Origin of the sequence: Streptomyces sp. MP131-18 (assembly GCF_001984575.1) — a bacterium.
Taxonomy (GTDB): domain Bacteria; phylum Actinomycetota; class Actinomycetes; order Streptomycetales; family Streptomycetaceae; genus Streptomyces; species Streptomyces johnsoniae.
Genome location: NZ_LZNS01000001.1, coordinates 5,448,349 through 5,473,382, shown reverse-complemented (window position 1 = coordinate 5,473,382; position 25,034 = coordinate 5,448,349). Strand labels below are relative to the sequence as shown.

Genomic DNA, 25,034 nt, shown 5'->3' with positions numbered 1-25,034 from the left:
ATGCCGACTTGCCCGAACGGCCACCAGTCGGTGGCCGACGACTGGTGCGAAGTGTGCGGTCACCGCATGCTGGCACCCGCCGCGGCGCCTCCGCCTCCGCCGCCCCCCGGCTTCCCCGGTGCCCCCGGCGGCCCCCCGCAACCCCCGCCGTTCCCGGGACAGCACGACCAGGGCCGCCCGCCCCCGCCGTTCCCGGGACAGCACGACCAAGGCGGCCCACCCCCGCCGTTCCCCGGACAGCACGACCAAGGCGGCCCACCCCCGCCGTTCCCCGGACAGCACGACCAAGGCGGCCCACCCCCGCCGTTCCCCGGACAGCACGACCAAGGCGGCCCACCCCCACCGTTCCCGGGACGCGATACCGGCGCCCAGCGTCCGCCGTTCCCCGGACAGGAGAGCAGCAGCCCGCCCGGCTACCCGGGCGGCCCCGGCGGACCGGCCACCGCGCCGATCCCGCAGGCCGAGGTGTGCCCGGTGTGCCGCACCCCGCGCGAGGCGCAGGCGCCGTTCTGCGAGGGCTGCCGGTACAACTTTCTGACCAACTCGCCGACCACGTATATACCGCCCACTCCCCCGGCACCCCAGCCGCCGGGACAGCCGCAGCCGGTCCCCGGACAGCGCCAGCCCGGATACGGGTTCCCGCAGCCCGCCCAGGCGCCGCCGCAGCAGAGCGGGGACTGGATGCTGCCGCCGCCGGGGCAGCCGGCGGCCGGCCCGCCCGGCTATCCGGGGGCGCCGGCGCAGCAGGCCGCGGGCTGGCTGGTCAGCATCGGCCCCGACCCGGAGTACTTCTCGGCGATGATGCGCCGCTCCGGGCCCGAGGCCGCCCAGCTGACGCTGCCCGCCTACGCGCCGGAGCAGCGGCTGCCGCTCGGCGGCCCGCAGGTGACGATCGGCCGCCGCCGCCAGTCCACGGGCGAGGCGCCCGACATCGACCTGTCGCACCCGCCGGAGGACCCGGGCGTCTCCCACCAGCACGCCCTCCTCGTCCAGCAACAGGACGGCACCTGGGCCGTGGTGGACCAGGACTCGACGAACGGCACCACGGTGAACGGGGCGGAGGACCCGATCCAGCCGTTCGTCCCCGTGCCGCTCCAGGAGGGCGACCGTATCCATATTGGTGCCTGGACGACGCTGACTCTCTATCGCGGCTGACGCCACCCCCGGTACTACTATTCGCCGGGTGATCGACAACACTGCCGCCATTGACGTCCGAGGTCTTCGCAAACGCTACGGGGACGTACAGGCCGTCGACGGCGTGACGTTCGAGGTGGCCCGGGGAGAGTTCTACGGCATCCTCGGGCCCAACGGCGCGGGCAAAACCACCACGCTCGAGCTCGTGGAGGGCCTGCGCCAGCCGGACGAGGGCAGTGCGCACCTCCTCGGCGAGCCCTCCTGGCCGCGCAGCAAGCGGCTGCTGCGCCGCATCGGGGTGCAGCTCCAGGCGTCCGCGTTCTTCGAAAAGCTCACCGCGCGCGAGCAGATCCACACCTTCGCCGCGCTCTACGGCGCGTCCCGGGAGCGGGCCGACGCGATGCTGGACACGGTCGGGCTGACGGAGAAGCGGGACGTCCGCGACGACAAGCTGTCCGGCGGCCAGGCGCAGCGGCTCTCCATCGCCTGCGCGCTGGTCCACGACCCGGAGCTGGTCTTCCTCGACGAGCCGACCACCGGCCTCGACCCGCAGGCCAGGCGCAACCTGTGGGACCTGCTGCGCGGGATCAACTCCACGGGCCGCACCGTCGTGCTCACCACGCACTACATGGACGAGGCCGAGCTGCTGTGCGACCGCGTCGCGATCATGGACGCCGGCCGCATACTCCGGGTCGGGCCGCCCGCCGACCTCATCCGCGAACTGGGCGCGAACAACCTGGAGGACGTCTTCCTCCAGCTGACCGGACGGGAGTACCGCGAGTGAGCGCGTTCCGAAGCCTTTCGTGGGCGATGGCCCTGGGGCTGCTGCGGGACCGCACCGCGGTCTTCTTCATGCTGATCTTTCCGCTGATGCTCCTCGCGCTGTTCGGGGTGCTGTTCCAGAACGAGTCGACGAGCCGTTCCGCCATCGTGCAGGTCGGGGACGTCGCGGTCCTTGACGATCTGCCCGAGGCGGAGTTCGCCGCCCTGTCCGACGCGCTGACCATCGAGAAGACCGCCGACCGCGAACGCGCCCTGGAAGAGGTGCGCGAGGGCGACGTCGACGCGGCCGTCTGGGAGGAGGACGGCCGGGTCCAGCTGCGCTACTCCGCCGCCGACGCGGCCCGCGCGGGCACCGTGCAGGGCCTGATGCGGTCCGTCGTGCAGGGCGCCAACCTGGCCGCCACCGGGCTGCCCGCCACCTACGAACTGGCCACCGACCAGGTCGAGGACAAGTCGGTCAAGGCGATCCAGTACTTCACGCCCGGCCTGCTGGGCTGGGCCATCGCCATGGGCGCGTCGTTCATGTCCGCGTTCACGCTGGTCCAGTGGCGCCGCAAACGCATCCTGCGGCGGCTGTGGCTGGCCCCCGTCGGCCCCGGCACGGTGATCAGCGCCCGTATCGGGGTGAGCCTCGCGTTCTCCTTCGTACAGGTCGCGATCTTCCTCGCGGTGGCGACCATGCCGTACTTCGGGCTGAAGCTGACCGGCAACTGGTGGCTGTCCCTGCCGCTCGTCGCCTGCGGCACCCTGTCGTTCATGTCGATCGGCCTGCTGATCGGCGCCTGGGCGAAGTCGGACGAGGCGGCCAACGGCGCGCTCCAGGTCGTCATCATGCCGATGGCGTTCCTGTCCGGCTCCTTCTTCCCGACCGGTGACATGCCGGGCTGGCTCTCCACGGTCGCCGACTTCCTGCCGCTGGCGCACCTGAACACCTCACTCCAGGACGTCCTGTCCCGCGGCGGCGGCTGGGGCGACGCCCTGCCCGTGATGGGCGGCCTGCTGCTGTTCACCGCCGTGGTCACCGCCGTCGCCGCCCGCCTGTTCCGCTGGGACAGCACCTGAGCCGTTCAGCGACCAGGACCCGGCGGGTCGCGGAGGATTGCGGCCAGGGCAATCTGCTGAGCCCGAGCCGCATCGGGGCGTCCCACCGGAAAAAGACCGGAATGCCGATCCGGTCCGTCCGGGGCCGAGTCATCCGCCACGTTCGCCAGGAATTTCCGGTTGACGTCGATCAGGTGATCAAGCGCTTCCCTGGCGGCGGCCAGGCTGTCAATTGCGGAGGAAAGACGGCTCCGCTCCTCGTCCATGGCCGCCAGGGCCCGCCGAGCTCTGTCCGTGCTGGGCCGCGTCATGCAGGGGATCAGCTGAGCGATGGTCCTGCTGGACATTCCGGCGGCCAAGAACACCTGGATCAGCGCCACTCGCCGGACGTGCTCCTCGTCGTAGCACCGCTGGCCGCTGGAGGATCTGGTGCTGACCAGCAGACCCTGCTGCTCGTAGTAACGCAGTGATCGACGGCTTGCTCCCGTCCGGGCGGACAGTTCACCAATCCGCATCTCAACCCCTCATGTGCACCGGGTCACAGCGACTTGCCCTTGACATCGATGTCAGCGTTTAGGTTATCCCCATGACTCGGCTCTCGCTTCCGCGAGAGCACGAAAGGGAGATGTCTGTGCTCAAGCTGGCTTTCATGATCAACCGCATCGACGGAATGACCTCCGAGGAATTCGTCGACCACCACCGGAACCGCCACGCCCCGTTGTTCACATCCATTCCGGAAGCACGGCAGTACGTGAAGAGGTATGCCGTCTCCCACCCGATACCCGCCGAGGGATACCCCGGCCCGGCCTACGACGGTCTCACGGAAATCTGGTTCGAAAGCTGGGCGGATCACGACGCCTTCTTCGCGTCCGACAACTACAGAGAGCTGGTGCACCCGGACGAGAGCAAGTTCATCGACATGAATTCGGTCGCGGTCATGGTCACCGAAGAAAGGGTGGTGATCTAGCCCTTCGGGCCGCCCGCTCCGCGTCGGGCCGGCCCGCTCCGCACGCCTGAGGAGGTGAAAACACCGTCACGGCAGCACGGGCACGGGTCTCCCGGTGATCACGGCGCGACCCGGCTCCATGATCGCGCGCCCGCTCAGCCCGGGGTGTTCACCATCGAGGCGGCGGCGTACACCAGGTAGTCCCACAACTGCCGCTCGTGCTCGGGCGCGAGGCCGAGCTCGTCCACCGCGTCCCGCATGTGCGCGAGCCACGCGTCGTGGGCCGCGCGGTTCACGGTGAACGGCGCGTGCCGCATCCGCAGCCGCGGGTGGCCGCGGCTGTCGCTGTAGGTGCGGGGGCCGCCCCAGTACTGCATGAGGAACAGGACCAGCCGCTCCTCGGCAGGACCGAGATCCTCCTCCGGGTACATCGGCCGCAGCACCGGGTCCCCGGCGACGCCCTCGTAGAAGCGGCGGACGAGCCTGCGGAAAGTCTCCTCGCCCCCGACCTGGTCATAGAACGACTGCTCCTCGGTCACCCCTCCATGGTCGCAGACCACCCGCCACGGCCCGCCCGCCGGGCGCGTTACCCGGCGTCCACCGCAGCGTTCACCGCGCGCCGCATGCACGTGGTCCGGCTGTTGTACGGTCCGGACATGCCGGCCCGCAGGAAGAGCGCCCGCCGGTGGGCGCCCGCGACATCCTGGACGGCCGTTCTCGCCACCGTCGCCTGGGCCGTCCTGGCCACCGCGCCCTCCGCCGGGGCCGCGGCCCCGGCGGAGCCGCCGACGCCGCCGGAACAGGCCCTGTCCACCCCGTTCGAGCACCACACGGAGGGATATGCCTGCTTCCGCATCCCCGCCCTCGTCACCACGCCGGACGGCACGCTGCTGGCGTTCGCCGAGGCCCGCGTCACCGACTGCAGCGACGTGGGGAACATCGACCTGGTGATGAAGCGGTCCCTCGACGGCGGCCACACGTGGAGCGACCTGACCGTGCTGCGCGGCACCGGCACGTCCGGTGGCTTCGGCAATCCGGTGCCGGTGGTGGACGACGCCACCGGCCGGGTCTCCGTGCTGTTCGCCTACAACGGCTGGGCGCACAAGGACGGCGAACGGGCCAGGGGCGGCCGCAGCCTGCACAGCGTGTACAGCGACGACGACGGGCTGACCTGGACCACGGGCGGCGTGCTCGGGCCGCTGAAGCCCGCGCACTGGACGTGGGTGTCCGTCGGCCCCGGCCACGGCGTGCAGTTGCGGCGCGGCCCGCACGCCGGGCGGCTGATCGTCCCCGGCGACCACGACACCGAGGACGGCACGTCCGGCGCGCAGCTGTACTACAGCGACGACGGCGGCCTCACCTGGCGGCTCGGCGCCGTCTGGGAGACGGTGGAGGAGCTGCCGCACCCGGGCGAACTGACCGTCGTCGAGCTGGTGTCGGGCGCCCTGTACGTCAACGCCCGCAGCTCGCACCCGGGTCCCGGCCTGCACCGGCTGGAGGCGCGGAGCGACGACGGCGGCGAAACGTTCGACCCTGCCGGTTTCACGCCCGTGCCGGGCCTGGCCGCCCCGCCCGTCTACGGCTCGATGCTGCGGCTGCGCGCCACCGACGAGGGCGACCCGCGCAACCGGCTGCTGCTGTCGGCCCCGGCCCGGCCGGTGCCCGACGTCGCGACCCGCCGCCGCGCCATGACGATCCGCACCTCCTACGACGAGGGCGGGACGTGGCAGGCCACGACCAAGACCATCAACTCGGCGCGGGCCGGCTACTCGGACCTGGCGGAGCTGCTCACCGGAGAGATCGGGCTGCTGTACGAGACCGCCACCAACAGCCCGCACGGCACGATCCGGTTCACGGCCTTCACCGCGGCCTCGCTCGACGGCGGCAGCCCGCACCTGGAGCTGTGCCGCGTCCCCGACCCGGCGGACGGGGCTTCGTGGGTGCCCGCCGACCGCGTCCAGGAGACCGTGCAGGCGGCGGCCGTCGTGAACCGGCGCACGCCGTCGGCACCCCCGCGCTGGTTCCCGGTGCGACGGCTGCCGGGTTGAAGAGGCCGGCGGGGTGCGGCGTGGTGCCGGTGAGGCCGAGGGCGGGCACGATCACAGGGGCGTGACGCCGAGGCCGGGCAGGCGCCCGCCGCGCCGGGCCGCCATCGAGCCGAGCGGGGTGCGCATCCGCAGCCACGCGCCGCCGTCCAGCAGCGTGACGGGCGCCGGGGCGCGCAGGAAGCCCAGCGCGTGGGCGGCGTGCACGGCGCGCAGCGGCAGCGGGGTGCCGGGCAGCGTGCGGGACCAGATCTCCTCGGCGATGGCGTCGAGCGCGGCCCGCGTGCGGTCCGCCGACGCCAGCTCCTCGGTCCTGGCCCTGAACTCGGCGACGACGGCCGCCGCCGCCCGGCGCACCTGCTCGTGCGGCAGCTCGGCCACCGGGCGCCAGCCGCCGCGCGGCGGCAGCAGCCCGGCCCACGCAGGGCCCGTCACCGGCTCGGGAACGGTCAGCACGCCCCGTTCCTCGTCGATGGTTTCGAGCAGCGCGCCGACCGCGACCGTCACGTCCAGCTCGGCGGGCTCGCCCAGGCGGCACGGCCGCACCGCGAGCACGTCGAACCGCGCGGGCCTGGTGAAGACGGCCACCACCTCGCCGTCCGCCTGGAGCCGCGCCACCGCGGTCTTGTCCCAGCGCAGCTGGCGGCCGAGGAACGCGGCGAGGTCCGCCGCCTCGTCCCGGGCGGCGAGGATCATCCGGTGGCCGGTCATGCGCAGGCTGTGCCCCCCGCCTCGTCGTCGAGGTAGACCTCCAGGAAGGTCCGCTCCTCGGCACTCAGCCGCCGCGGCCGGGCCCGCTCCAGGTCGTAGGGCACGACGACGGTGGCGGCACGGGCGTACAGCGTCTCGTCGTCCTTGATCTCGTAGGCGACCGTGGCCGAGGCGCCGCCGATCTTGGTGATCCAGGTCTCGACCGTCAGCGGCTCGTGCCGGTGCACCAGCGGGCGCAGGTAGTCGATCTCGTGCCGCGCCACGACCGACCCGCCGGTGAACGCGCCGGAGGCGGCCTGCCGCGCCAGCCGGAACATGAAGTCGATCCGTGCCTCCTCCAAGTACCGCAGGAAGACGACGTTGTTGACGTGCCCGAAGGAATCCATGTCCGACCAGCGCAGTGCGCACCGGAACACGTGCCGCACGGTCCCTCAGCCCCGCGTCAGCTTTTTGTACGTGGCACGGTGCGGGCGCGCGGCCTCCGGGCCGAGGCGATCGAGCTTGTTCTTCTCGTAGGACTCGAAGTTGCCCTCGAACCAGAACCACCGCGAGTCGCCCTCGTACGCCAGGATGTGCGTGGCGACGCGGTCGAGGAACCAGCGGTCGTGCGAGACGACGACGGCGCAGCCGGGGAACTCGAGCAGCGCGTTCTCCAGCGAGGACAGCGTCTCGACGTCCAGGTCGTTCGTCGGCTCGTCGAGCAGCAGCAGATTGCCCCCCTGCTTGAGGGTGAGCGCCAGATTCAGCCGGTTGCGCTCGCCGCCGGACAGCACGCCGGCCGGCTTCTGCTGGTCCGGGCCCTTGAAGCCGAACGCGCTGACGTAGGCGCGGGACGGCATCTCGACCTGCCCGACGTTGATGTGGTCGAGACCGTCCGAGACGACCTCCCACAGCGTCTTCTTCGGATCGATGTTGGCACGGGACTGGTCGACGTAGGAGATCTGCACGGTGTCACCGACGCGCACCCCGCCCGAGTCCACCGGCTCAAGGCCGAGGATCATCTTGAACAGCGTGGTCTTGCCCGCCCCGTTCGGCCCGATGACGCCGACGATGCCGTTGCGCGGCAGCGTGAACGACAGGCCGTCCACCAGCACCTTGTCGCCGAACGCCTTCCGCAGGTCGTCGGCCTCCACCACCACGTTGCCGAGGCGCGGCCCCGGCGGGATCTGGATCTCCTCGAAGTCCAGCTTCCTCGTCTTCTCGGCCTCCGCGGCCATCTCCTCGTAACGCGCCAGACGCGCACGGGACTTGGCCTGCCGCCCCTTGGCGTTGGAGCGGACCCACTCCAGCTCCTCCTTGAGCCGCTTGGCGCGCTTGGCGTCCTTCTGGCCCTCGACCTTGAGGCGGGTCTGCTTGGTCTCCAGGTACTTCGAGTAGTTGCCCTCGTACACGTAGGCGCGGCCCCGGTCCAGCTCCAGAATCCACTCCGCCACGTTGTCCAGGAAGTACCGGTCGTGGGTGATGGCGACGACGGTGCCCGGGTACTTGGCCAGGTGCTGCTCCAGCCACTGCACGGACTCGGCGTCCAGGTGGTTGGTCGGCTCGTCGAGCAGCAGCAGGTCCGGCTGTTCGAGCAGCAGCTTGCACAGCGCCACCCGGCGCTTCTCGCCACCGGACAGGTTGGTCACCGACCAGTCGCCGGGCGGGCAGCCCAGCGCGTCCATGGCCTGCTCCAGCTGCGCGTCGAGGTCCCAGGCGTTGGCGTGGTCCAGCTGCTCCTGGAGGCGGCCCATCTCCTCCATCAGCGCGTCGGTGTACTCGGTCGCCATCTGCTCGGCGATCTCGTTGAACCGGTCGAGCTTGCCCTTGGTCTCGGCGACGCCCTCCTGAACGTTCTCCAGGACCGTCTTGGACTCGTCGAGCGGGGGCTCCTGGAGCAGGATGCCGACGCTGTAGCCGGGTGTGAGGAAGGCGTCACCGTTCGAGGGGTGCTCAAGACCCGCCATGATCTTCAGCACGGTGGACTTGCCGGCGCCGTTCGGACCGACGACGCCGATCTTCGCCCCGGGCAGGAAGCTCAGGGTGACGTTGTCGAGGATCACCTTGTCGCCGTGCGCCTTCCGCGCCTTGCGCATGGTGTAGATGTACTCAGCCAAGAGAAACCGTCCGGCAGATCAGTCAGTGGGTCAGGCATCGGGCACGTGTGCTCCCATCCTGCCGCATCCCCCTGCCGCGGCGGAAACCGGCGGCCTCCGCTCCGGCAGGCGCGCGGGGGCCGCGGGGGCGGCGGGCGCGGCGGGGCACGCGAAGGGGCGGGCCCGTGCGGGCCCGCCCCTGTGCGTTCAACGGTGCGGCCGCAGCCGCCCGGCGTGTGGTGCTCAGTCCTGCGCGGTGGCGCCCGCGGACCTGCGGCGGATGAAGAACACCGCGCCGCCGCCGACGAGCAGCAGGACGACCGCGATGCCCGCGATCATGCCCGGGTTGGTGCTGCTGCCGGTCTCGGCCAGGTCGGCGCCGTCGTCACCCGCGCCACCGGTGCTGGCCGGAGCGGGCTCGTTCTCGTCGATCGGCTCCTGACCGCCGTCATCGCCGGTCTCGCAGTCCAGGACCCCGGTGAAGACCCAGTCCTCCTCGCCCTCGACGGGGTTGGCGATCGTGATCTCGTACTCCTGGCCGTTCTCGACCGGGACGACGATCGGGGTGGACTCGCCGGGGGCGACCTCGTACTGCTCGCCGTCCAGCTCGAAGGTGAACGGAACGTCACCGGTGTTGCTCGCGGTGACCTCCACCCCGCCCTCGGTGCACTTCTCGACCGCGTTCACCGCGACGGAGGGCTGGCCGGGGGCGGCCCAGTTCACCGAGGCGGAAGCGCTGACGGACGACTCGGAGGAGCCGGCCAGGATCATGGTCTGGGTGCGGGTGTCGATGCCGGTGAAGGCACGTCCGACGGGCACCTGCGAGGTGGCGGTGGCGGTCAGCCCGGCCACGCCGTCCGCGGCGTCCGCGGGCACCGAGAAGTACAGCTCGGTGCCGTCGGTGACCGCCTGGTCCTCGGTGATGTACTCGCCGTTGACGTCGACGATGGTCACGCCCTGCTCGGCCGCGGCCGTGTCGGGGGCGACGGTGACGGCGTCCGCGCTGGTGCTGACGGTCACCGGGCCGACGATCTCGCCGGGCTGACCGGAGACCTGCGGCGGGTTGAGTTCGAGCGAGGCGCCCGGCTCGGCGATGTCGGCGGCGTTCCCGGCGAGCCAGTCGGCGAGGATGCGGGCGTTCTCGTTCTCCGGAACGGCCTCGACGCCGTCGGAGAACTCCCAGATCGCCGCCTGGGTACCGGCCGCGGCCTGCTCGGCGGTGAGCGACTCGGCACCGGCCTGGTCGGCCAGCGCGTTGAGGTCGTCGATCACCGGGTAGGAGTTCTGGAGAATCCAGTTGATCTTGCCGGCGTCCGGGTTCCCGTGCAGCGTGGAGGACTCCCAGCCCGTTTCCTTGTAACGGGCGCCGTCCTGGGCTCCGGTGGCGAAGTCGATGCAGTACGTCTTCAGCTGGCCGCCGTCCTCGGCGGTCAGGTAGAACAGGCCGGCCCCGTAGGTCTCGGTCCTGCCGTCGTGAGTGACCTCGACCCGGTCGCTGACCTCGAGGCCGTCCAGGGTCGCGGTGGCGCCGCCACTGCGCGGGTTCTCGTCCGCGACCGCAGGACCGGCGGTCGCGGCCACGCCGGCCGCGATCAGGCCGGTGGCGACGGCGGTGGCCGCAAGGCGGGGGGCGACCCGCCTGGGCGCAGAAATCATGTGAAAGTCCCCTCCACGGAATCACAGGGCGCAGCAGCCGTCTCGAACGGCCGCACGCTCATCAACATCCCCGTGCGTACGGGGATCGTAGAGAGGCAAAGTGGCAATGTCCCCACCGGGCCCCCGACTTACACATTCCGAGGGCGAATCGTTACCTTGCGGTGCCGTTGCTGGCCGGACATGCCGGGTATCAGCCGATGGGCACGGACACCCCTGTTCCCCCGTCCGCGGACGCCGCGATGACGTACCGTTCGCGCACCTCGCGGTAGCGCAGGAGTTCCGCGGCCACCGGTTCGAGCACCTGACTGTGCCCGCGGTCCGCCGCGAGCCGCCGCAGCCGCCACTCCTCCTGCTGCCCCCAGGCACGCGCCGGTCCGCGGGCCGCGATGCGGCAGCCCCAGGCGAGCAGCGGCCCGCCGACCGAGCCGCCGAGCAGCAGGGCGAGCGGCAGCCAGCGGCCCACGACCGGCTGCCCGACGAACGCGGTCACCAGCCAGCAGAGCCCGAGGAACTGGGCGGCCAGCAGCACCGCCTGCCCGGCCGCGGCGGCCGACCACCAGCGCGGACGGGGCTGGGGCGCCGCCGGGTTCGCCTCCAGCGCGCTCTCCAGCGCCCTCGGCAGGCCCGCCGCGCCGTGCCCCGCCGCGTCCCGCACCGCTTTGGCCCACGGCTCGGGCAGCCCCTCCGACGCGTCCGCCGCCAGTTGCCGCACCGCCTGCTCCACCTGGGCCCTGGCCACCACCGGCGGGCCCGCGGCGCGCAGCCGTTTCGCGGCGAGCGCCGGCGGCTCGCCGCGGCGTTCGGCCTGGTGCGCGGCGAGCCGCCGCAGCACCTGCCCCCACGGCGTGCCGCAGGCCCGGTCGGCGCGGCGCAGCCAGCCGCGTTCCGCTGCCTGGCCACCGGCCTGGGCGCCGACGGCGACGGCGAGGCCGTCCTCGAAGTCCTCCCTGGCGTGCGCGGTCAGCCCGGGCGGCGCCTCGGCGGCGTCGGCGATGTACACCGGGCCCAGGCGGCGCGCCACGCCGTCCACGTCCGCCGCGAGGCGCCGCCCGGCCGCCGTCCTGGCGGTGACCAGCTCCCCCACCTGGCGGCGCAGTTCGGCGACGCCGTCACCGGTGAGCGCGGAGACGGCCAGCACCCCGGCGCCCGGCTCGCCGTGCTCGCCGAGGGCGACGCCGCGTTCGTCGAGCAGCCGCCGCAGGTCGTCGAGGACCGCGTCCACGGCCTCGCCGGAGAGCCGGTCCGTCTGGTTGAGCACGATCAGCGACACGTCGGCGTGTCCGGCGAACGCCCGCAGGTAGCGCTCGTGCAGCACGGCATCCGCGTACTTCTCCGGGTCGACGACCCAGATGACGGCGTCCACCAGGGCCAGCAGCCGGTCCACCTGATCCCGGTGCGCGGTGTCCACCGAGTCGTGGTCGGGCAGGTCAAGGAGGATCAGCCCGCGCAGGCCGGTGTCGACGACGTGCGCCCTGCGGCGGGCCCTGGCCGGGATGCCGAGCCGTTCGAGCAGGCCGTCGGGGCCCTGTTCGCGCCCGGCGTCCCAGGTGCAGGACACGGCGGTCGCGGTCGTGGGGCGGCGCACGCCCGCCTCGGAGAGCTGGGCGCCCGCCAGCGCGTTGAACAATGTCGACTTGCCGCTGCCGGTCGCCCCCGCGATGGCGACCGTGGTGTACGTCCTGGGCAGCCGTTCGCGCGCGGACGCCTCGTCGAGCACCCGGCCGGCCTCGGCCAGCACGTCGTCGTCGAGCCGGGTACGGGAGAGCCCGACCAACTCCCGCAGCGCGCCGAGCCGGACGCGCAGCGCACCGTCGTCCCCTGTCACCGTTTCCGTCTCCGCCATGGCTTGTCTCCTCATCGATCGGTCGCGGACGACAGTTCGGTCACGGACGACAGCGCGGCGATCAGCTCGACCTGCGGTTCCGCGGTGATCGCCAGCCGGTGCAGCGTCGCGCCGCGCCGCAGCCGTTCCGCCGTCAGCACCCGGTCCACGCACCGGCGCAGCTCGGCGGCCCCCTGGTCCTTCAGCCGGGCCGCGTGCCGGGAGCCGAGGATGCCGGCCAGCGACTGCTGCGCGACGCCGCCGGTCTTGCCGCCCAGCAGGGCGGCCGCGAGCAGCGCGGCGGTCTCGCCCTCGTCGCCCGGCTCGCCGCGCGCCGTCCCGACGGCCGCCCTGGCCTCCTCGGCCAGCTCCTCCAGGCAGCGCCGCAGCCGCCGCACGAGAACGCCGGTGCGCTCGGAGACGGCCTCCGCGCAGTCCTCGCCGCCCTCGGGGGCGCCCGGCTCGCGGTGCCAGGCGGCGCCGGTGTGCTCGTCGGCCGCGGACACCGCCTCGACCAGCAGCCCCGTCAGGGCCTGTGTGAGGGCGTCCATCAGTTCCTCGGCGCTGGCGTCCTCGGGGAACGCCAGCCAGTGCGCCCGCGCCTGACCGGTCAGCAGCCCGCCGCCGGACAGGCAGGCACGCACGCGGCGGTCCGCCTCGGCGTAGGCGTCGGCCAGCCGCTGATCGAGGCGCACGGCCGCCGCGTACTGGGCGGCGCACCCCCCGGCGAGGTCGGCGACGCGTCCGCGCAGCGAGGCCAGCGCCCCCGCGGCGGTGCGCGCGGCGGCGACGGCGCGCGCCTCCGGGTCCTGGGCGCGGCGGCCGAGCCACTCGCGCAGCCCGGCGACGGCGGTGGCGGGCAGGAGCCCCGAGTTGCCCGCGGACTCCGGGAGTTCGGGAACGGTGAACCGCGGCACCGCCCCGAGCCCGGCCCGTTCCAGGAGCGCCCCGTAGTGCCGCGAGACCTCGGCGGCGATCTGGTGCGGCACCCGGTCGAGCACGGTGGCGAGGGTGACGTCGTACTCCTGCGCGCTGCGCAGCAGGTGCCAGGGAACGGCGTCGGCGTAGCGGGCGGCGGTGGTGACGAGCACCCAGATGTCCGCGGCGCAGATGAGATCGGCTGCCAGGTCGCGGTTGCCCGCGACCAGCGAATCGATGTCCGGGGCGTCCAGCAGGGCGAGCCCCGCGGGCAGGGCGCGGGTGGTGACGACGGAGAGCGCGGTCTGCCCGTCGCTCTCCTGCCGCGGGCCGCACACGCGGCCCAGCTGGGGCAGAACGCGGCGCTCGTCGAACCACCGCTGGTCGTCCGGGTGGCAGACGAGCACGGGCATCCTGGTGGTGGGCCGCAGCACCCCGGCCTCGGTGACGCGCCGCCCGACGAGCGAGTTCACGAGCGTCGACTTCCCCGCCCCGGTCGAGCCCCCGACGACGGCGAGCAGCGGCGCCTCCGGCCGGCGCAGCCGCGGCAGCAGGTAGCCGTCGAGCTGGGCCAGCAGCTCCGCCGCCGAGCGCCTGGCGCGCTCGGCCCCCGGCAGTTCCAGCGGGAAGCGCACGGCAGCGAGACGCTCCCGCAGTACGGTCAGCGCGTCCAGCAGTTCGGGCCGTGCGTCCAAGATCGCCACATGCGCAGAATGCCTAATTTCGAGCAGTTTCAAAAGCATATTCCGCCGAACGCGCCTCAAACCGGGCACCCGGCGCCGCAGCTCCGGCATAACGAGTGCGCAACACCCCTCGCGGAGGCCACCAAAATCGCTGCGCGTATCGCACTCGCCTGCGATTATCAGGGCTGCTTCACTGGATCTCCACACGTGGGTGTTGCCGTGAAGCAACCGGGACGAACCCCTCGAAGCTCTATCCTGTGCGCGGCGAGGTCACTGAGGGGCCACCGTCCCACGCCATGCCCATGACCGGCCCCCGTAGCTCAGTGGATAGAGCAGGTGCCTTCTAAGCACTTGGCCGCAGGTTCGAGTCCTGCCGGGGGCACCATGCAGAGGGCTGGTTGACGACCCCTGGGGCGGCCGAAACCCCCGCCGCGGTGGTGATCTCCGCCACACGGGTGGCCAGGGCTCCACCGATGGTCACCTGAATGTTCACGGTTCGGTCTCGGTTGTCGTAGCGGGCCTGGAGCTGGAAGGCGTCGTCGATCTCGCGCTGGGCCGAGCCGGGGAAGGGCGTCCAGGAGGGTTGGTGGCGTCGCCCTGCACGGCCCGGGCACGGCGGGCGGACTGCGCGTGCGCGAGTCCTTCCTGTGCGGCACGACGGGTCCGTTCGAGGTCGTCGAAGCGCTTCCGAATGCCTTTACGGAAGGCCGCGGTCGTGGCGGGGTCGCCGTCGTCCTCCCCGGCCGCGCGCTGGTCCAGGAGACGTTCCCCGCGGGCTTCCAGTTCGGCGATCTCCTGGCGGAGCCGCCGGACGCGGTCCGCTGCGCCGGGCTGCACCCCGGTTTCCGCCGCGAGCCGGACTCTCCAGCACACCTGAGGACATATTTCGCCACATGATCAACTTGCTTCTGTCCAAGGATATGAATGCCGTTGCTGATCTGTGGACTCCGGACGGAATCGCGGAATCCCCTTTCGCAGCCGGGCTTTCCCCTCGCGCTCTCCATGGGCGTGAGGAGGTACGCGCCAACCTCGCACACTATCCGGACCTGATGGACCTGAAGGAGGTGGTCGCGCTCACCGTTCGGCCCACGGATGGCGTGGACACCATCGTGGTGGAGTGGGCGGCCACCGGCCGGACCGTGGCCACCTCACAGCCCTGTCGCCTGGACTACATCGTGGTTCTCACGGTCCGCGACGGGCTGATCGCTCCGTATCGGGACTACTGGAGCCCCCTGTCGGCGGCCGCCGCTGCCGGCGGTCTCGCCGGGCTGATCGACTCACTCGAAAGCAAGGAGCACTGATGCCCCGAATACTCGTGACCGGAGGGACCGGAGGGACGCTGGTGCAAGTGCTCCGCAACGCCGGCGTGCAGGCCTGGGTCGCCAGTCGGAGGCTGGCCGCAGCGGATCCTGTGCTATCCGTTTCGACTGGGATGACCCCACCACGTTTGGACCTGCGCTCGATGGAATGGATGGGGCATTCCTGCTTGCACCAGTGGAGAGCGTGGATCCGCTGCCGCTGGTCGAGCCGTTCCTGCGCGAAACGCAGCGGGCTGGAATCCAACGCCTCGTGATGCTCGGCTCGGCCATAGTGCTGCCGAACGCGCGCAGCGCTGTCGAGTTGGCCGCTCGGGTTCAGGCTCAGCCCGGAGGCCTCGTACTCCGTGCATCGGGCTTCATGCAGAACTTCCTGCGCCCCACCCACTGGCCGAGCACATCCATCGATCCGGTGAGATCCGCACCGCAGCCGGTGACGGCGAGTTGGGCTGGGTCGATGCGCGGGACATCGCGGCCAGTGCGGCCGCGCTGCTGGCCAGCCTGGAGAGGGACGCCCGAAGCGACTACCTGATCACCGGGCCGCACGGTATGAGTCACCCGCAGGCGGCGCAGCCGCCTTGAGTCGTAACTCCTCGCGTAGCTGCTGCCGTTCGGCGGTCAGCCCGCTCACTTGTGGATACCGCATGCCCCGGTGATACCGCACAGGCGACGAGTCGTCAGGCCCTACGTCTCCACGGGTTCACCCTCAGTAGGCATTCAGATGCTGTTGGCAATGCGCTCGTGGTCCCGTTCGCCCTCGCGGGTCTGGATACCGGCAGCGAGCAGCTTATGGGCGAGTTCTTTGACGTCGTCGCCGAACGCCGCGTACAGGCCCTCGTTCTCCACGACATATGCCCTGTGAGGGTTTGGAGGAGCGATCGCGTCGACCGCGGCCTTGGTGATGGAGACGACCTCCGGCCGCAGGCCGGCGATCCGTCGGGCCAGGGTGCCGACGAATGCATCGAGTTCCCCGGCGGGCAGCGCACGGTTGATCAGGCCGTAGCGTTCCGCGAGTTCCGCGCCCACGAGTTCGGCGCCGAGGATGAGCTCCAGCGCGCGGGCCCGGCCCGCCAGGCGCGTCATGAGCGCTCGAATGCCTGTGGATCGTCCTCGGACAGTGGAGCGCGAACGGCGGCCAAAAAGACCTCGGCGACCTGCTGGACGCCGCGTTCGCCGCCTTCTCCACCCCGGCACGCCCTCAGACGGACGCTCCGCTGTAAAGGGCCGAGGCGGCGGCTTTTCGCGGTGCCGAAGCGACCGAAAGGAGCGTTCGGCCCGGCGGCGGTGATCGCGTCGTCGGAGTTCAGCCCGGCTGCGAGTCGCGGTACGACGTTCGACGAGTCGGAAGCACTCCCGGGATGGTGTCCCGCCGAGTGGTGTAGTGGTGATCACGGGCGAAAGCACAGCTCACAGGCCCGCACGAGAGGCCACCACGGAGCGGCCAATGCGCAAACCCCGGTAGTCCATGCAGATGGTCGCAGCAGCGATCACGGGCAGATTCGTCAGCACCTGCTCCGCGTCAGGCCCACCCCCTCACCCACCGCACCAGCCCTACCCACACGCCCCGCCTCAGCAGCGACCCTCTCCGTAGCCGCCTCCTCCTCGTCTCGTTCCCCTTCCTGACGGCCGCTCTGCGCGCCTCAGGTGTCGAGTTCGCCAACCGGGTCGCGGCCGCCCGCCTGCCAGCCTCGCTGCGTTGCTGAGGCGTGTAGATCGCCATTCGGGTCGCAGCCGCCCACTTGCCGGCCTCCCCTCACCTCTCACGCCGCCAAGCCTTATAGGTTTCAGGGTCGTGGGTCTTGTCGGGTCCTTCGTTCGGCGGCACAGGTCCTCCGGATGCTCGGTTCGAGGTTCCTCTTCCCGCAGTAACGGGTCGTAAAGGAAACCGGTTCATAACCGGGCCCTGAGCTCCGCTCGGTATCACAAGCGCCGTTGCCCGAGCGGAAGCGTCCCGGGCACCTCACAAGGGTGGCCGGGGCCGTCAGTCCCCCGTGCGGGCCGGGAATGCCCTATCCGGCCCGCACGGGCCCTGCCTGTCCGGTCACGTCCGGACTCGGCAGCGCTCCGGTCCGGCGCAGCAAGGTCGGCGTCGGCGACGGACCAGTGCTCGGCCATTTGCCCCTCGGTAACCGACCAGGTCCATGACCTGGATCAGGTAGGAGGCGGCGTCGGCGTACAGAACGAGTTCCCGGCCGGACGCGGATGGGTTGAGGCGGAAGCGGCCGGCGATGCCGTGCTCGGCGACGCCTGCCGAAATGAGGCAAAGGGTGAGGAGCACGGCCAGGCGGCGTGTTCACATGCGTGTTCAGCTCGAGGAGGTAGTCGAGCGGGCCTCCGTCGTGTTGCCGCGGAACGAGCGCTGAGGGCAGGTACCGACCGCTGATCACGATTCGGCCGACCGACTGCCGGGGGACGCTGCGTGCGTTCGTCGGTGACTACCGAGGGAGCAAGTCGAACGCTTCGCGGTGACGATTCGTCGTCAGCCGTAAGATCAGCGCGTACCCCGAGGCCGGCCGTCTGGGGCGGCCTTGACCGCGGTGGCCGGGTCATCGAGCACCACTGCGTCATGACCCCTTGGAGCCCGCACGGGCCCGAAGGGGTTCGCCGTGTCGTCCTCAGGTTCGCTGCACGCGGTTGGTTCGTCGTACTCGTCCATCGCGACGCGATGGAGGCCCCTCGATGTTTGGCTCTGCCGGATTACGACGAGGCCCGAGATCCTCTCGCTGGCCGCAGCGGAGTCGCGCCCCATGTCGCGCAAGATTCTGCCGCTCGGCGGTCAGACCGCCGCCTTGTGGATACCGCATCCCACCGGCATACCGCAGGGATCAGGACCCGTCAGTCCCTACGACTCCAGTTCAACCTCAGTGCTATCGGAGCAATCTCAAGCTCTGGAGCATCCGTGGAAAATGGTGGAATGACTCAAGGGAACCAGGGCTCGACACGCGATCTTGCTCTGACGATGGTGGGCCGGGAAACCGAGACCGCAGAAATCATGCGGCGCGTCGCCACTGACCGGTGTCACAGCGAGGTGTTGATCCTCACGGGCGAACCTGGTGCCGGCAAGAGCGTGCTGCTCGACTTCGCGGCCGAACGCGCGCGGCGCGAGGGCAGCCGGGTGCTGCGAGCGGTCGGCAGCGAGTCCGAGGCACACCTTGGGTTCGCGGGCCTTCATCAGATGTTCCGCTCGGTGCTCGGCGAACTGGACAGCCTGCCACCGCGGCAGCACGCTGCGCTCCGGACAGCCCTGGGTCTGGGCGAATGCACCGAGGCCCCTGATGGCATGCTCGTCGGTCTTGCGGTTCTCACCTTGGTGTCGGACCTGGCGGAACCGGCGCCGCTGCTCGTGGTGATCGATGATGCCCAGTGGATCGACCGCGCATCGTTGGACGTTCTGTCCTTCGTGGCCCGGCGCATGGACAGTGAACCCGTCACGCTGCTGGTGGGTGTGCGCGCCGCAGCCGCGCTGCCCGGGTTCGACAAGGGATACGAGCGTCTCGATATCGGTCCATTGAGCGGTGAGGCAGCGAACCGGTTGCTCGACCAACAGCCGACACCACCCGTTGGCCGAACTCGGGTGCGAATTCTGCAGGAGGCGGCCGGAAATCCGCTGGCCCTGGTCGAACTCGCCCGCGCCACCGCGACCCGGCAGCTCGATAACGGCAGCGTGGAGGGCCCGTTGCCCGTCACCGACCGATTGGAGCGGATCTTCGCGCAGCACGCACGGTTTCTGCCGGAAGTAACTCGCCGCCCCCTCCTACTGCTCGCAGCCGGTGATGCGACGGACGCACCGACGGCCTATCGGGGACTCCCCCAGGCCGACGACAAGACGTGGGCACCCGCGGAGCGGGCCGGTCTCGTACGCCAAGACGGCTCCCGGATCTCCTTTCGCCACCCGCTCATCCGCTCGGCCGTCTACCATGCAGCGTCCTTCGAGGAACGCAGGCAAGCGCATCTCGCTCTCGCCGAGCTGCTGAGCGAGGAGCCTGACCGCCGTGCCTGGCACCTCGCCGCCGCGACCACACGTCCCGACGAGGACGTGTCGGCCGCCCTGCGGCAGACGGCCGACCGGGCCCGGCGCCGGGGCGGCTATGCGGCCGCTGCCGCCGCTTTGGAGCGCGCCGCGGAGCTGAGCCCGAGCCGCGCGGACCAGGCTCGGCTGCTGACCGAGGCCGCCCTCATGGCCGTCTTCACCGGTCAGCTCGGCTGGGTGGAACGCCTGGCCGCTGAGGTCCGGGGGCGCAGTGATGATCCGGCATTGATCAGCAGGGCGTCGCTGGCCACCGGGCAGCTCATGGCTCTGCGTCGGCACCATGCGGCGGCCTTTGCCCTGCTGTCGCGCATCGCCGAGGAGGCCGCGGACACCCGGTCGCCCCGCCTGCTGGAGGCGCTCGCCGCGGCGGCGGTGGTCCGCTACTACTCGGGCGAGGAGTCCCAGCAACAACAGATCGAGAGCCTGTTCACCACTATGCCGGACTCCACCGTCAGGGGTGCCCTGCGCGCCTGGGTACTGGCCGTCTCCGACCCCCACGGTGCGGGAGCCTCCCTCGTCCCGGCACTGCCCGGACTGATTGCCGAGGCCAAGGACGACGCCGACAGTCTGACCGCGCTCGCCATCGTGGCGTGGATCTTGGACGAGACCGCCCTGGCTGCCAGAACCTTCGACGAGGCGTTCGACCGGTGGCAGGCCCGTGGCTCGCTGCCGGACGGTCTGGGATGTGCCGTCGGCTGGTCCTATCTGGAGCAGGGCCGGTGGGCCGAGGCCCGTTCGGTGGCCGCTGAGATCTCGGCGGTGGCGTCAGCGGCAGGGCTGGACCACGCCGAGGCGTGTGCGCATGTGCTCGACGCGACGGTGCTCGCGCTGCTCGGCGAGTCGGCCGACGCGCGACGGGGTGCCGAGCGGGCGCTGGTCCTCGTCAACCCGCTGGAGAGCCGCTCCGTCGCGGTCTTCGCACGCCGGGCCCTGGGCCTGGCGGCAGTGGCCGAGGGCGACTACGACACCGCGTACGCGCAGTTCCACTCCGCCTTCACCGACGACGGCGGTCCGGTTCACTACCATGTCTCCTACACCGTCCTGGCCGAGCTCGCCTCGGCGGCCGTCCGCCGAGACCGACGGGAGGACGCCGCCGAACTGCTGGAGCGATCCGCGCGGCGCTTGGGTACCGGCATGTCGGCACGGGTCACCGCACTGCTCGACCGAGGCCGCGCTCTGCTCGCCGAGCCGGAGCACGCAGAACAGTACTTCCGAGCCGCGCTGGCGGACGACACGGGCGAGCAGTGGCCGTTCGAGCGGGCACAGACTCGGCTGGACTACGGCGAATGGCTCAGGAGGCAACGTCGCATCGCCGAGGCCCGCCCGCTGCTGATCACGGCACTCGACACCTTCCAACGACTCGGCGCACGGCCCTGGATCGAGCGGGCGAAGGCAGAACTTCGAGCCGCCGGCGTCGAAGCCGCCAGCAGCGTAGTGCCCAGTGCCTTCACCGAACTGAGCCCCCAGCAGCAACAGATCGTTCAACTCGCCGCCCGCGGCCTGACGAACCGCGAGGTCGGAGAGAAACTCTTTCTCTCACCCCGCACGGTCGGCTCCCACCTCTACCGGGTGTTCCCCAAACTGGGCATCACCGCCCGGTCACAGCTCCGCGATGTCATCGAAGGCACCCTGTCAGGCACCGGCACCCAGACCTGAGACGGCTGCGTCCGCCGCTGCGACAGTGCCGGCCCGCAGGGCGAGGACTGTCCCAAGGCGGGCGCCTTCGCACCCCCGGGAGTAATGCTCATGACTTGTCGATCGTCTGCGGGAGGGCATGCGAAGGACGTACCTTCCCGATGATCCCGTCATGGTCACCAAGCCCCCCGCGTTCGCAGCGCGCCCCTCTCGGTCCGCCAGGGCCAGCGACAAGGAACTGGTCCACATCCTGCTGGTCCTCAGGCGCCTCCTGGATGCGACGACGGGGAGCCTGAGCACCGGCACCACGACGAGCCTGATACGCGCGGCCCGTGATCCGGACCAGGCGCCGGCGTCCTTCCGCAAGGCATGTCTGCCGCTCACCCACCCGCTCAATCCCCAGCGCGGCCGTCGTGATCGCGCCCGCCACCTGCCGGAGTTGCTGGAAGTCGGGCCTACCACGCACGGAGTCTGGCCGCCGTGGCTGGGCGCCTCCCGCGGGGTGACGACGCCGATTACGCCAACCAGGTCACCATGGCAGCCAACCGTGCCCAGGAGAGGGTGGCGCACCTGATCCGCCTCGCAAGTCCTCAGCCGGACACTGCCTCCCACTCGGCACGCCCCAAGGTCACCAGAGCACTGTCCCTGCTCTCCGGCGAACGACGTATGCGTCACGGACGACCGTCGCCGCAAAGACGCCTGCTGCTCCACATCGACCGCCTCGACCTCCACGTGATCGCGCTCACCCAAGCCTTGAACCCGCCCGCACCGGCCGCCGACGACACCATGGCTCCGTCCGCAGGCGGCGAGGTCTCCTCGCCGCCCAGCCCGGGAGACGAGCAGTCGCCTCCTGAGCGGGCTGGTGCCGGCCGGTGATGAACCGCAGGCTGTTCCCACGTTCGCTCAGGCCCGGACCGACGCACGGCTCCTCCGGTTTTCGCGTTACCTCCGCATCAGCGCAGGGACCGCTCTGTCCAGGTGCAGTCACGTGACGCATACCGCGCCGCGCCCGGCAAGACGCACCATGGCTGAGCAGGGTCGTCCACGAACGGACGCGTACCGGGCGGCCCGTTTCCACCGGCGAGGACCCCACGGTCCGATGTCCGCAATCTGCCTCGGCGGTGGGATCGCCCCGAAGCAGAAGACGCCGCGACCGCAGTCACGGCGCCACCGGTGCACGGCCCCGGCATGGACGCAGCACCCCGTATCCGTCATGAGCAGATGCTCATCCGTGTCTAGCCCGCGCCTGCGGCCTGAGCACACGGAATCGATCGAACTGGAGAGTTCCGTGGACACCATCACCCTGGGCGATGTCACCGTGACCCGAGTCAGGGAGTACTACGGTCCCGTCGGCCTGACACCCGAGGCGTTCGTCCCGGAGAGTCCGGCCCGGGCGTGGGACACGCACCGTTCCTGGCTGGTGCCGGACTTCCTGGACGCCGAGACCCGGATCGTCAACACCGCGATCCAGACCTGGGTCCTGCGCAGCGAGGGCAGAACCATCCTGGTCGACACCGGCGTCGGCAACCACAAGGACAGGCCGTACGCGCCGGTGTGGAGCCGTCTGGACACCGACTTCCTGGGCAATCTCGCCCGCGCCGGGGTGCGCCCCGAGGACGTCGACATCGTGATCAACACCCACCTGCACGTCGACCACGTCGGCTGGAACACCTACCTCGACGACCGGACCTGGGTACCGACGTTCCCCAACGCCACCTACCTCATGGCGAAGGCGGACTTCGACTACTGGAACCCCGCCAACGAGATCAAGACCCTGTTCGGCCGCGGCAACCAGAACGTATTCGAGGACAGCGTCGCCCCCGTGCACACGGCCGGCCTCACCCTGCTGTGGGAGGGCAACCACCGCATCGACGCCAACCTGCGTCTCGACCTCGCCCCCGGCCACACCCCCGGCTCATCGGTGCTGCGGCTGGAATCCGGCTCCGACCGGGCCCTGTTCGTCGGCGACCTGATGCACAGCCCGATCCAGATCCACGAGCCCGACGCCAACAGCTGCTTCTGCGAGGACCCCGCCGAAGCCCGCGCCACCCGCCACAAGCTCCTGGGCTCGGCGGCCGACAGCAACGCCCTCGTCTTCCCCGCCCACCTCGGCGGCCACGGCGCCGCCGAAGTCGTCCGTGCGGGCGGCAAGTTCGCCGTCAAGGGCTGGGCGCCCTTCTCCACGTACACCGAGCAGGTCTGAGGCCCGCGGAAGAAAAGGCGAGAAGGACACACGAGATGAACCAGCACCCCGACCCCGTCGTGACCACCGCGCAGGGCACCGTTCGCGGCCTGCGCCGGGGCCGCACCCTCACTTTCCAGAACATCCCGTACGCCGCTCCGCCCCGCGGCGCCGACCGGTTCGCCCCGCCGCGCCCGCACGAGCCGTGGCAGGGCGTACGGGACGCCACCGTGCCGGGGCCCACCGCCCCGCAGTCCGAGCGCAGGCTCGGCGACGTCGACATGACCCCCTACTTCGGCACCGGCTGGAGCCGCGGCGAGGACTACCTCACCGTCAACGTCTTCGCGCCCGCCGCCGGAGGAGGCGGACTGCCGGTCATGGTATTCGTCCACGGCGGCGGTTTCGTCGCCGGTTCGACGCGCGCCACCCTGTACGACGGCTCGGCGTTCGCGCGTGACGGGGTCGTCCTGGTCACCCTCAACTACCGGCTAGGGATCGCCGGGTTCCTCGACGTCCCCGGGGCGCCCGCCAACCGCGGTCTGCTCGACGTCGTCGCGGCGCTGCGCTGGGTGCGGGCGAACGCCTCCGCCTTCGGCGGTGACCCGCGCAACGTCACCCTCTTCGGCCAGTCGGCCGGGGCGACCGTCGTCGGCGGCGTTCTCGCCACCCCGGAGGCCACCGGGCTGTTCCGCCGGGCGATCGTGCAGAGCGGCAGCGGCCTGGGCGCGTTCACGCCCGAGCAGGCCGCCCGTGTCACCAGGGCTGCGGGCGAGGCCCTGGGCGTCGAGCCCTCGGTCGGCGCGTTCGCCGGCATCCCCGACGAGCGGCTCGTCGAGGCGGCCGCCGACCTCGCCGGCATCGACCTGCGGACCGAAACCCACGGCGACCCACTGATCGGTCTGAGCCCCTTCAGCCTGGTCCTGGACGCCCAGCCAGCCGTGTCCGTCGCCGCTTCCGCCGCCGACGCCCCCGACGTCGACCTGCTCGTCGGCACCAACTCCGAAGAGGGGAACCTCTACCTGGTCCCGGTGGGCAAGTACGCCACCTCGACCGCCGCCGATGTCGACGAGGCCGCCGCCCGCTCGCACCCCGACCCGGCGCGGCTCGTCCAGACCTACCGCGCCTCACGCCCCGGGGCGTCCTTCGCTGAACTGCGCTCCGCCATCATGGCCGACGCCCTGTTCGGAGTGGGTAGCCGCGCCCTGGCCGACGCCCATGCCGCCCACCCGCGGTCGGCCACCTACGCCTACGAGTTCGCCTGGCGCTCGCACGCCCTGGGCGGAGAACTCGGCGCCACCCACGGGGTCGAACTGCCCTTCGTCTTCGACCTCGCCGACCGGGCCGAACTCAACGGCCCCAACGCCCTGCTCGGCCCCGGCGAAGCCCCCGCGGACCTCGCCACCCGCGTCCACGAGACCTGGATCCGGTTCGCCCGGACCGGCGACCCCGGCTGGGACCCGTACGACACCGGCCGCCGGGCCACCATGCGCATCGACACCGAGTGGACCCAGGTCGACGACCCCCGCGGCCAGGAACGACAGTCCTGGACCTGGTCCCCTGACCAGCTGACCGCACCCTTCAAGGACACACCATGACCAGAACCGTCATCACCACCGGCAACGCGCCCTCCCCGTCGGCCCCGCTGTCCCAGGGCATCCGCAAGGGCCCCGTCCTGCAGGTCTCCGGGCAGCTCCCCCTCGCCCCGGACACCGGCGAGGTCGTCGGCACCACGGTCGCCGAGCAGACCAGGCAGGTCCTGCGCAACGTCACCGCCGTCCTCGAGGCGGCGGATGCCGGCCTGGAGGACGTCGTGGTGCTGCGCGTGTACCTCACCAACCCCGCCCACCTTACCGAGATGAACGAGGCGTACGCGGCGGCCGTCGGCGAGCCCTTCCCCGCCCGCACCACCGTCTACATGCAACTCCCGCCGGGACTGCTCGTCGAGATCGACGCCCTGGCCGTGCTGGACGACTGATCACGAGGATCGGTGCCACCGGGCGTGCTGGAGCCGGGTGATGTATGCGCGGCCACGGACGTACAGGCGGGCCTGTTGAACG

19 protein-coding genes, 1 tRNA gene and 1 pseudogene are annotated in these 25,034 nt (G+C 71.4%); 12 read left to right on the top strand and 9 right to left on the bottom strand.

Going from position 1 to position 25,034, the window contains the following annotated elements:
• The 3 genes from STBA_RS24735 to STBA_RS24725 are packed head-to-tail and all read left to right on the top strand — an operon-like array spanning nucleotide 1 to nucleotide 2,979.
• Complete coding sequence (locus STBA_RS24735; RefSeq protein WP_077061343.1) at nucleotides 1-1,155, top strand: FHA domain-containing protein; 1,155 nt, start codon at nucleotides 1-3, stop codon at nucleotides 1,153-1,155.
• Nucleotides 1,156-1,183: 28 nt separating this feature from the next.
• On the top strand, nucleotides 1,184-1,918 hold the full coding sequence (locus STBA_RS24730) for an ABC transporter ATP-binding protein (RefSeq protein WP_077061342.1): 735 nt from the start codon (nucleotides 1,184-1,186) through the stop codon (nucleotides 1,916-1,918).
• Nucleotides 1,915-2,979 (top strand): ABC transporter permease, encoded by a 1,065-nt coding sequence (locus STBA_RS24725; RefSeq protein WP_107485106.1) that lies wholly within the window; start codon nucleotides 1,915-1,917, stop codon nucleotides 2,977-2,979. The genes STBA_RS24730 and STBA_RS24725 overlap by 4 nt, the downstream gene beginning before the upstream one ends.
• Before the next feature lie 128 nt (nucleotides 2,980-3,107).
• Here the strand turns inward: STBA_RS24725 and STBA_RS24720 are convergent.
• A pseudogene (locus STBA_RS24720) lies at nucleotides 3,108-3,473 on the bottom strand (MerR family transcriptional regulator); the annotation flags it as partial.
• Nucleotides 3,474-3,583: 110 nt separating this feature from the next.
• Between STBA_RS24720 and STBA_RS24715 the strand changes: the two are divergent.
• The gene (locus tag STBA_RS24715) at nucleotides 3,584-3,925 is read left to right on the top strand and encodes an EthD domain-containing protein (RefSeq protein WP_253194967.1); all 342 of its coding nucleotides are present in this window, start codon (nucleotides 3,584-3,586) and stop codon (nucleotides 3,923-3,925) included.
• Nucleotides 3,926-4,059: 134 nt separating this feature from the next.
• On the opposite strand, the gene STBA_RS24710 is transcribed toward STBA_RS24715, so the two are convergent.
• Nucleotides 4,060-4,443, bottom strand: a complete 384-nt coding sequence (locus STBA_RS24710; RefSeq protein WP_216355964.1) for a globin — start codon at nucleotides 4,441-4,443, stop codon at nucleotides 4,060-4,062.
• A 117-nt stretch (nucleotides 4,444-4,560) separates the two neighbouring features.
• On the opposite strand from STBA_RS24710, the gene STBA_RS24705 reads away from it, so the two are divergent.
• Nucleotides 4,561-5,952 carry a sialidase family protein gene (locus STBA_RS24705; protein ID WP_143659567.1) on the top strand — a complete coding sequence of 464 codons (1,392 nt, stop codon included), beginning with the start codon at nucleotides 4,561-4,563 and terminating at the stop codon, nucleotides 5,950-5,952.
• Nucleotides 5,953-6,003: 51 nt separating this feature from the next.
• On the opposite strand, the gene STBA_RS24700 is transcribed toward STBA_RS24705, so the two are convergent.
• The 6 genes from STBA_RS24700 to STBA_RS24675 form a co-directional block, all read right to left on the bottom strand.
• Entirely contained in the window at nucleotides 6,004-6,660 is a 657-nt protein-coding gene (locus STBA_RS24700) for a hypothetical protein (RefSeq protein ID WP_077061336.1), read from the bottom strand.
• Nucleotides 6,657-7,085, bottom strand: a complete 429-nt coding sequence (locus STBA_RS24695; protein WP_077061335.1) for a thioesterase family protein — start codon at nucleotides 7,083-7,085, stop codon at nucleotides 6,657-6,659. Before STBA_RS24695 ends, STBA_RS24700 begins: the two co-directional genes overlap by 4 nt.
• Before the next feature lie 6 nt (nucleotides 7,086-7,091).
• Complete coding sequence (gene ettA / locus STBA_RS24690) at nucleotides 7,092-8,756, bottom strand: energy-dependent translational throttle protein EttA (protein ID WP_077061334.1); 1,665 nt, start codon at nucleotides 8,754-8,756, stop codon at nucleotides 7,092-7,094.
• A gap of 222 nt (nucleotides 8,757-8,978) precedes the next feature.
• Entirely contained in the window at nucleotides 8,979-10,391 is a 1,413-nt protein-coding gene (locus tag STBA_RS24685; protein ID WP_077061333.1) for a thioester domain-containing protein, read from the bottom strand.
• 190 nt (nucleotides 10,392-10,581) lie between these two features.
• Nucleotides 10,582-12,234, bottom strand: a complete 1,653-nt coding sequence (locus STBA_RS24680; RefSeq protein ID WP_077061332.1) for a GTPase — start codon at nucleotides 12,232-12,234, stop codon at nucleotides 10,582-10,584.
• Between the two features lie 11 nt (nucleotides 12,235-12,245).
• Nucleotides 12,246-13,826, bottom strand: coding sequence for a dynamin family protein (locus tag STBA_RS24675; RefSeq protein WP_077063565.1), 1,581 nt, complete (start codon nucleotides 13,824-13,826; stop codon nucleotides 12,246-12,248).
• Nucleotides 13,827-14,123: 297 nt separating this feature from the next.
• Here STBA_RS24675 and STBA_RS24670 point away from each other — a divergent pair.
• From STBA_RS24670 to STBA_RS24660, 3 genes are all read left to right on the top strand, one after another.
• Nucleotides 14,124-14,199 (top strand) — tRNA-Arg (locus STBA_RS24670).
• Nucleotides 14,200-14,444: 245 nt separating this feature from the next.
• Complete coding sequence (locus tag STBA_RS24665; protein WP_077061331.1) at nucleotides 14,445-14,711, top strand: hypothetical protein; 267 nt, start codon at nucleotides 14,445-14,447, stop codon at nucleotides 14,709-14,711.
• On the top strand, nucleotides 14,708-15,115 hold the full coding sequence (locus tag STBA_RS24660; protein WP_077061330.1) for a nuclear transport factor 2 family protein: 408 nt from the start codon (nucleotides 14,708-14,710) through the stop codon (nucleotides 15,113-15,115). Before STBA_RS24665 ends, STBA_RS24660 begins: the two co-directional genes overlap by 4 nt.
• A gap of 732 nt (nucleotides 15,116-15,847) precedes the next feature.
• On the opposite strand, the gene STBA_RS24650 is transcribed toward STBA_RS24660, so the two are convergent.
• The gene (locus STBA_RS24650; protein WP_253194965.1) at nucleotides 15,848-16,213 is read right to left on the bottom strand and encodes a hypothetical protein; all 366 of its coding nucleotides are present in this window, start codon (nucleotides 16,211-16,213) and stop codon (nucleotides 15,848-15,850) included.
• A gap of 1,831 nt (nucleotides 16,214-18,044) precedes the next feature.
• Here STBA_RS24650 and STBA_RS24640 point away from each other — a divergent pair.
• From STBA_RS24640 to STBA_RS24625, 4 genes are all read left to right on the top strand, one after another.
• Nucleotides 18,045-20,816, top strand: a complete 2,772-nt coding sequence (locus STBA_RS24640; RefSeq protein ID WP_077061329.1) for a helix-turn-helix transcriptional regulator — start codon at nucleotides 18,045-18,047, stop codon at nucleotides 20,814-20,816.
• Between the two features lie 1,267 nt (nucleotides 20,817-22,083).
• Nucleotides 22,084-22,998 (top strand): MBL fold metallo-hydrolase, encoded by a 915-nt coding sequence (locus STBA_RS24635; RefSeq protein WP_077061328.1) that lies wholly within the window; start codon nucleotides 22,084-22,086, stop codon nucleotides 22,996-22,998.
• Between the two features lie 35 nt (nucleotides 22,999-23,033).
• Nucleotides 23,034-24,572 carry a carboxylesterase family protein gene (locus STBA_RS24630; protein WP_077061327.1) on the top strand — a complete coding sequence of 513 codons (1,539 nt, stop codon included), beginning with the start codon at nucleotides 23,034-23,036 and terminating at the stop codon, nucleotides 24,570-24,572.
• On the top strand, nucleotides 24,569-24,952 hold the full coding sequence (locus tag STBA_RS24625; protein ID WP_077061326.1) for a Rid family detoxifying hydrolase: 384 nt from the start codon (nucleotides 24,569-24,571) through the stop codon (nucleotides 24,950-24,952). The genes STBA_RS24630 and STBA_RS24625 overlap by 4 nt, the downstream gene beginning before the upstream one ends.
• Nucleotides 24,953-25,034 lie beyond the last annotated feature (82 nt).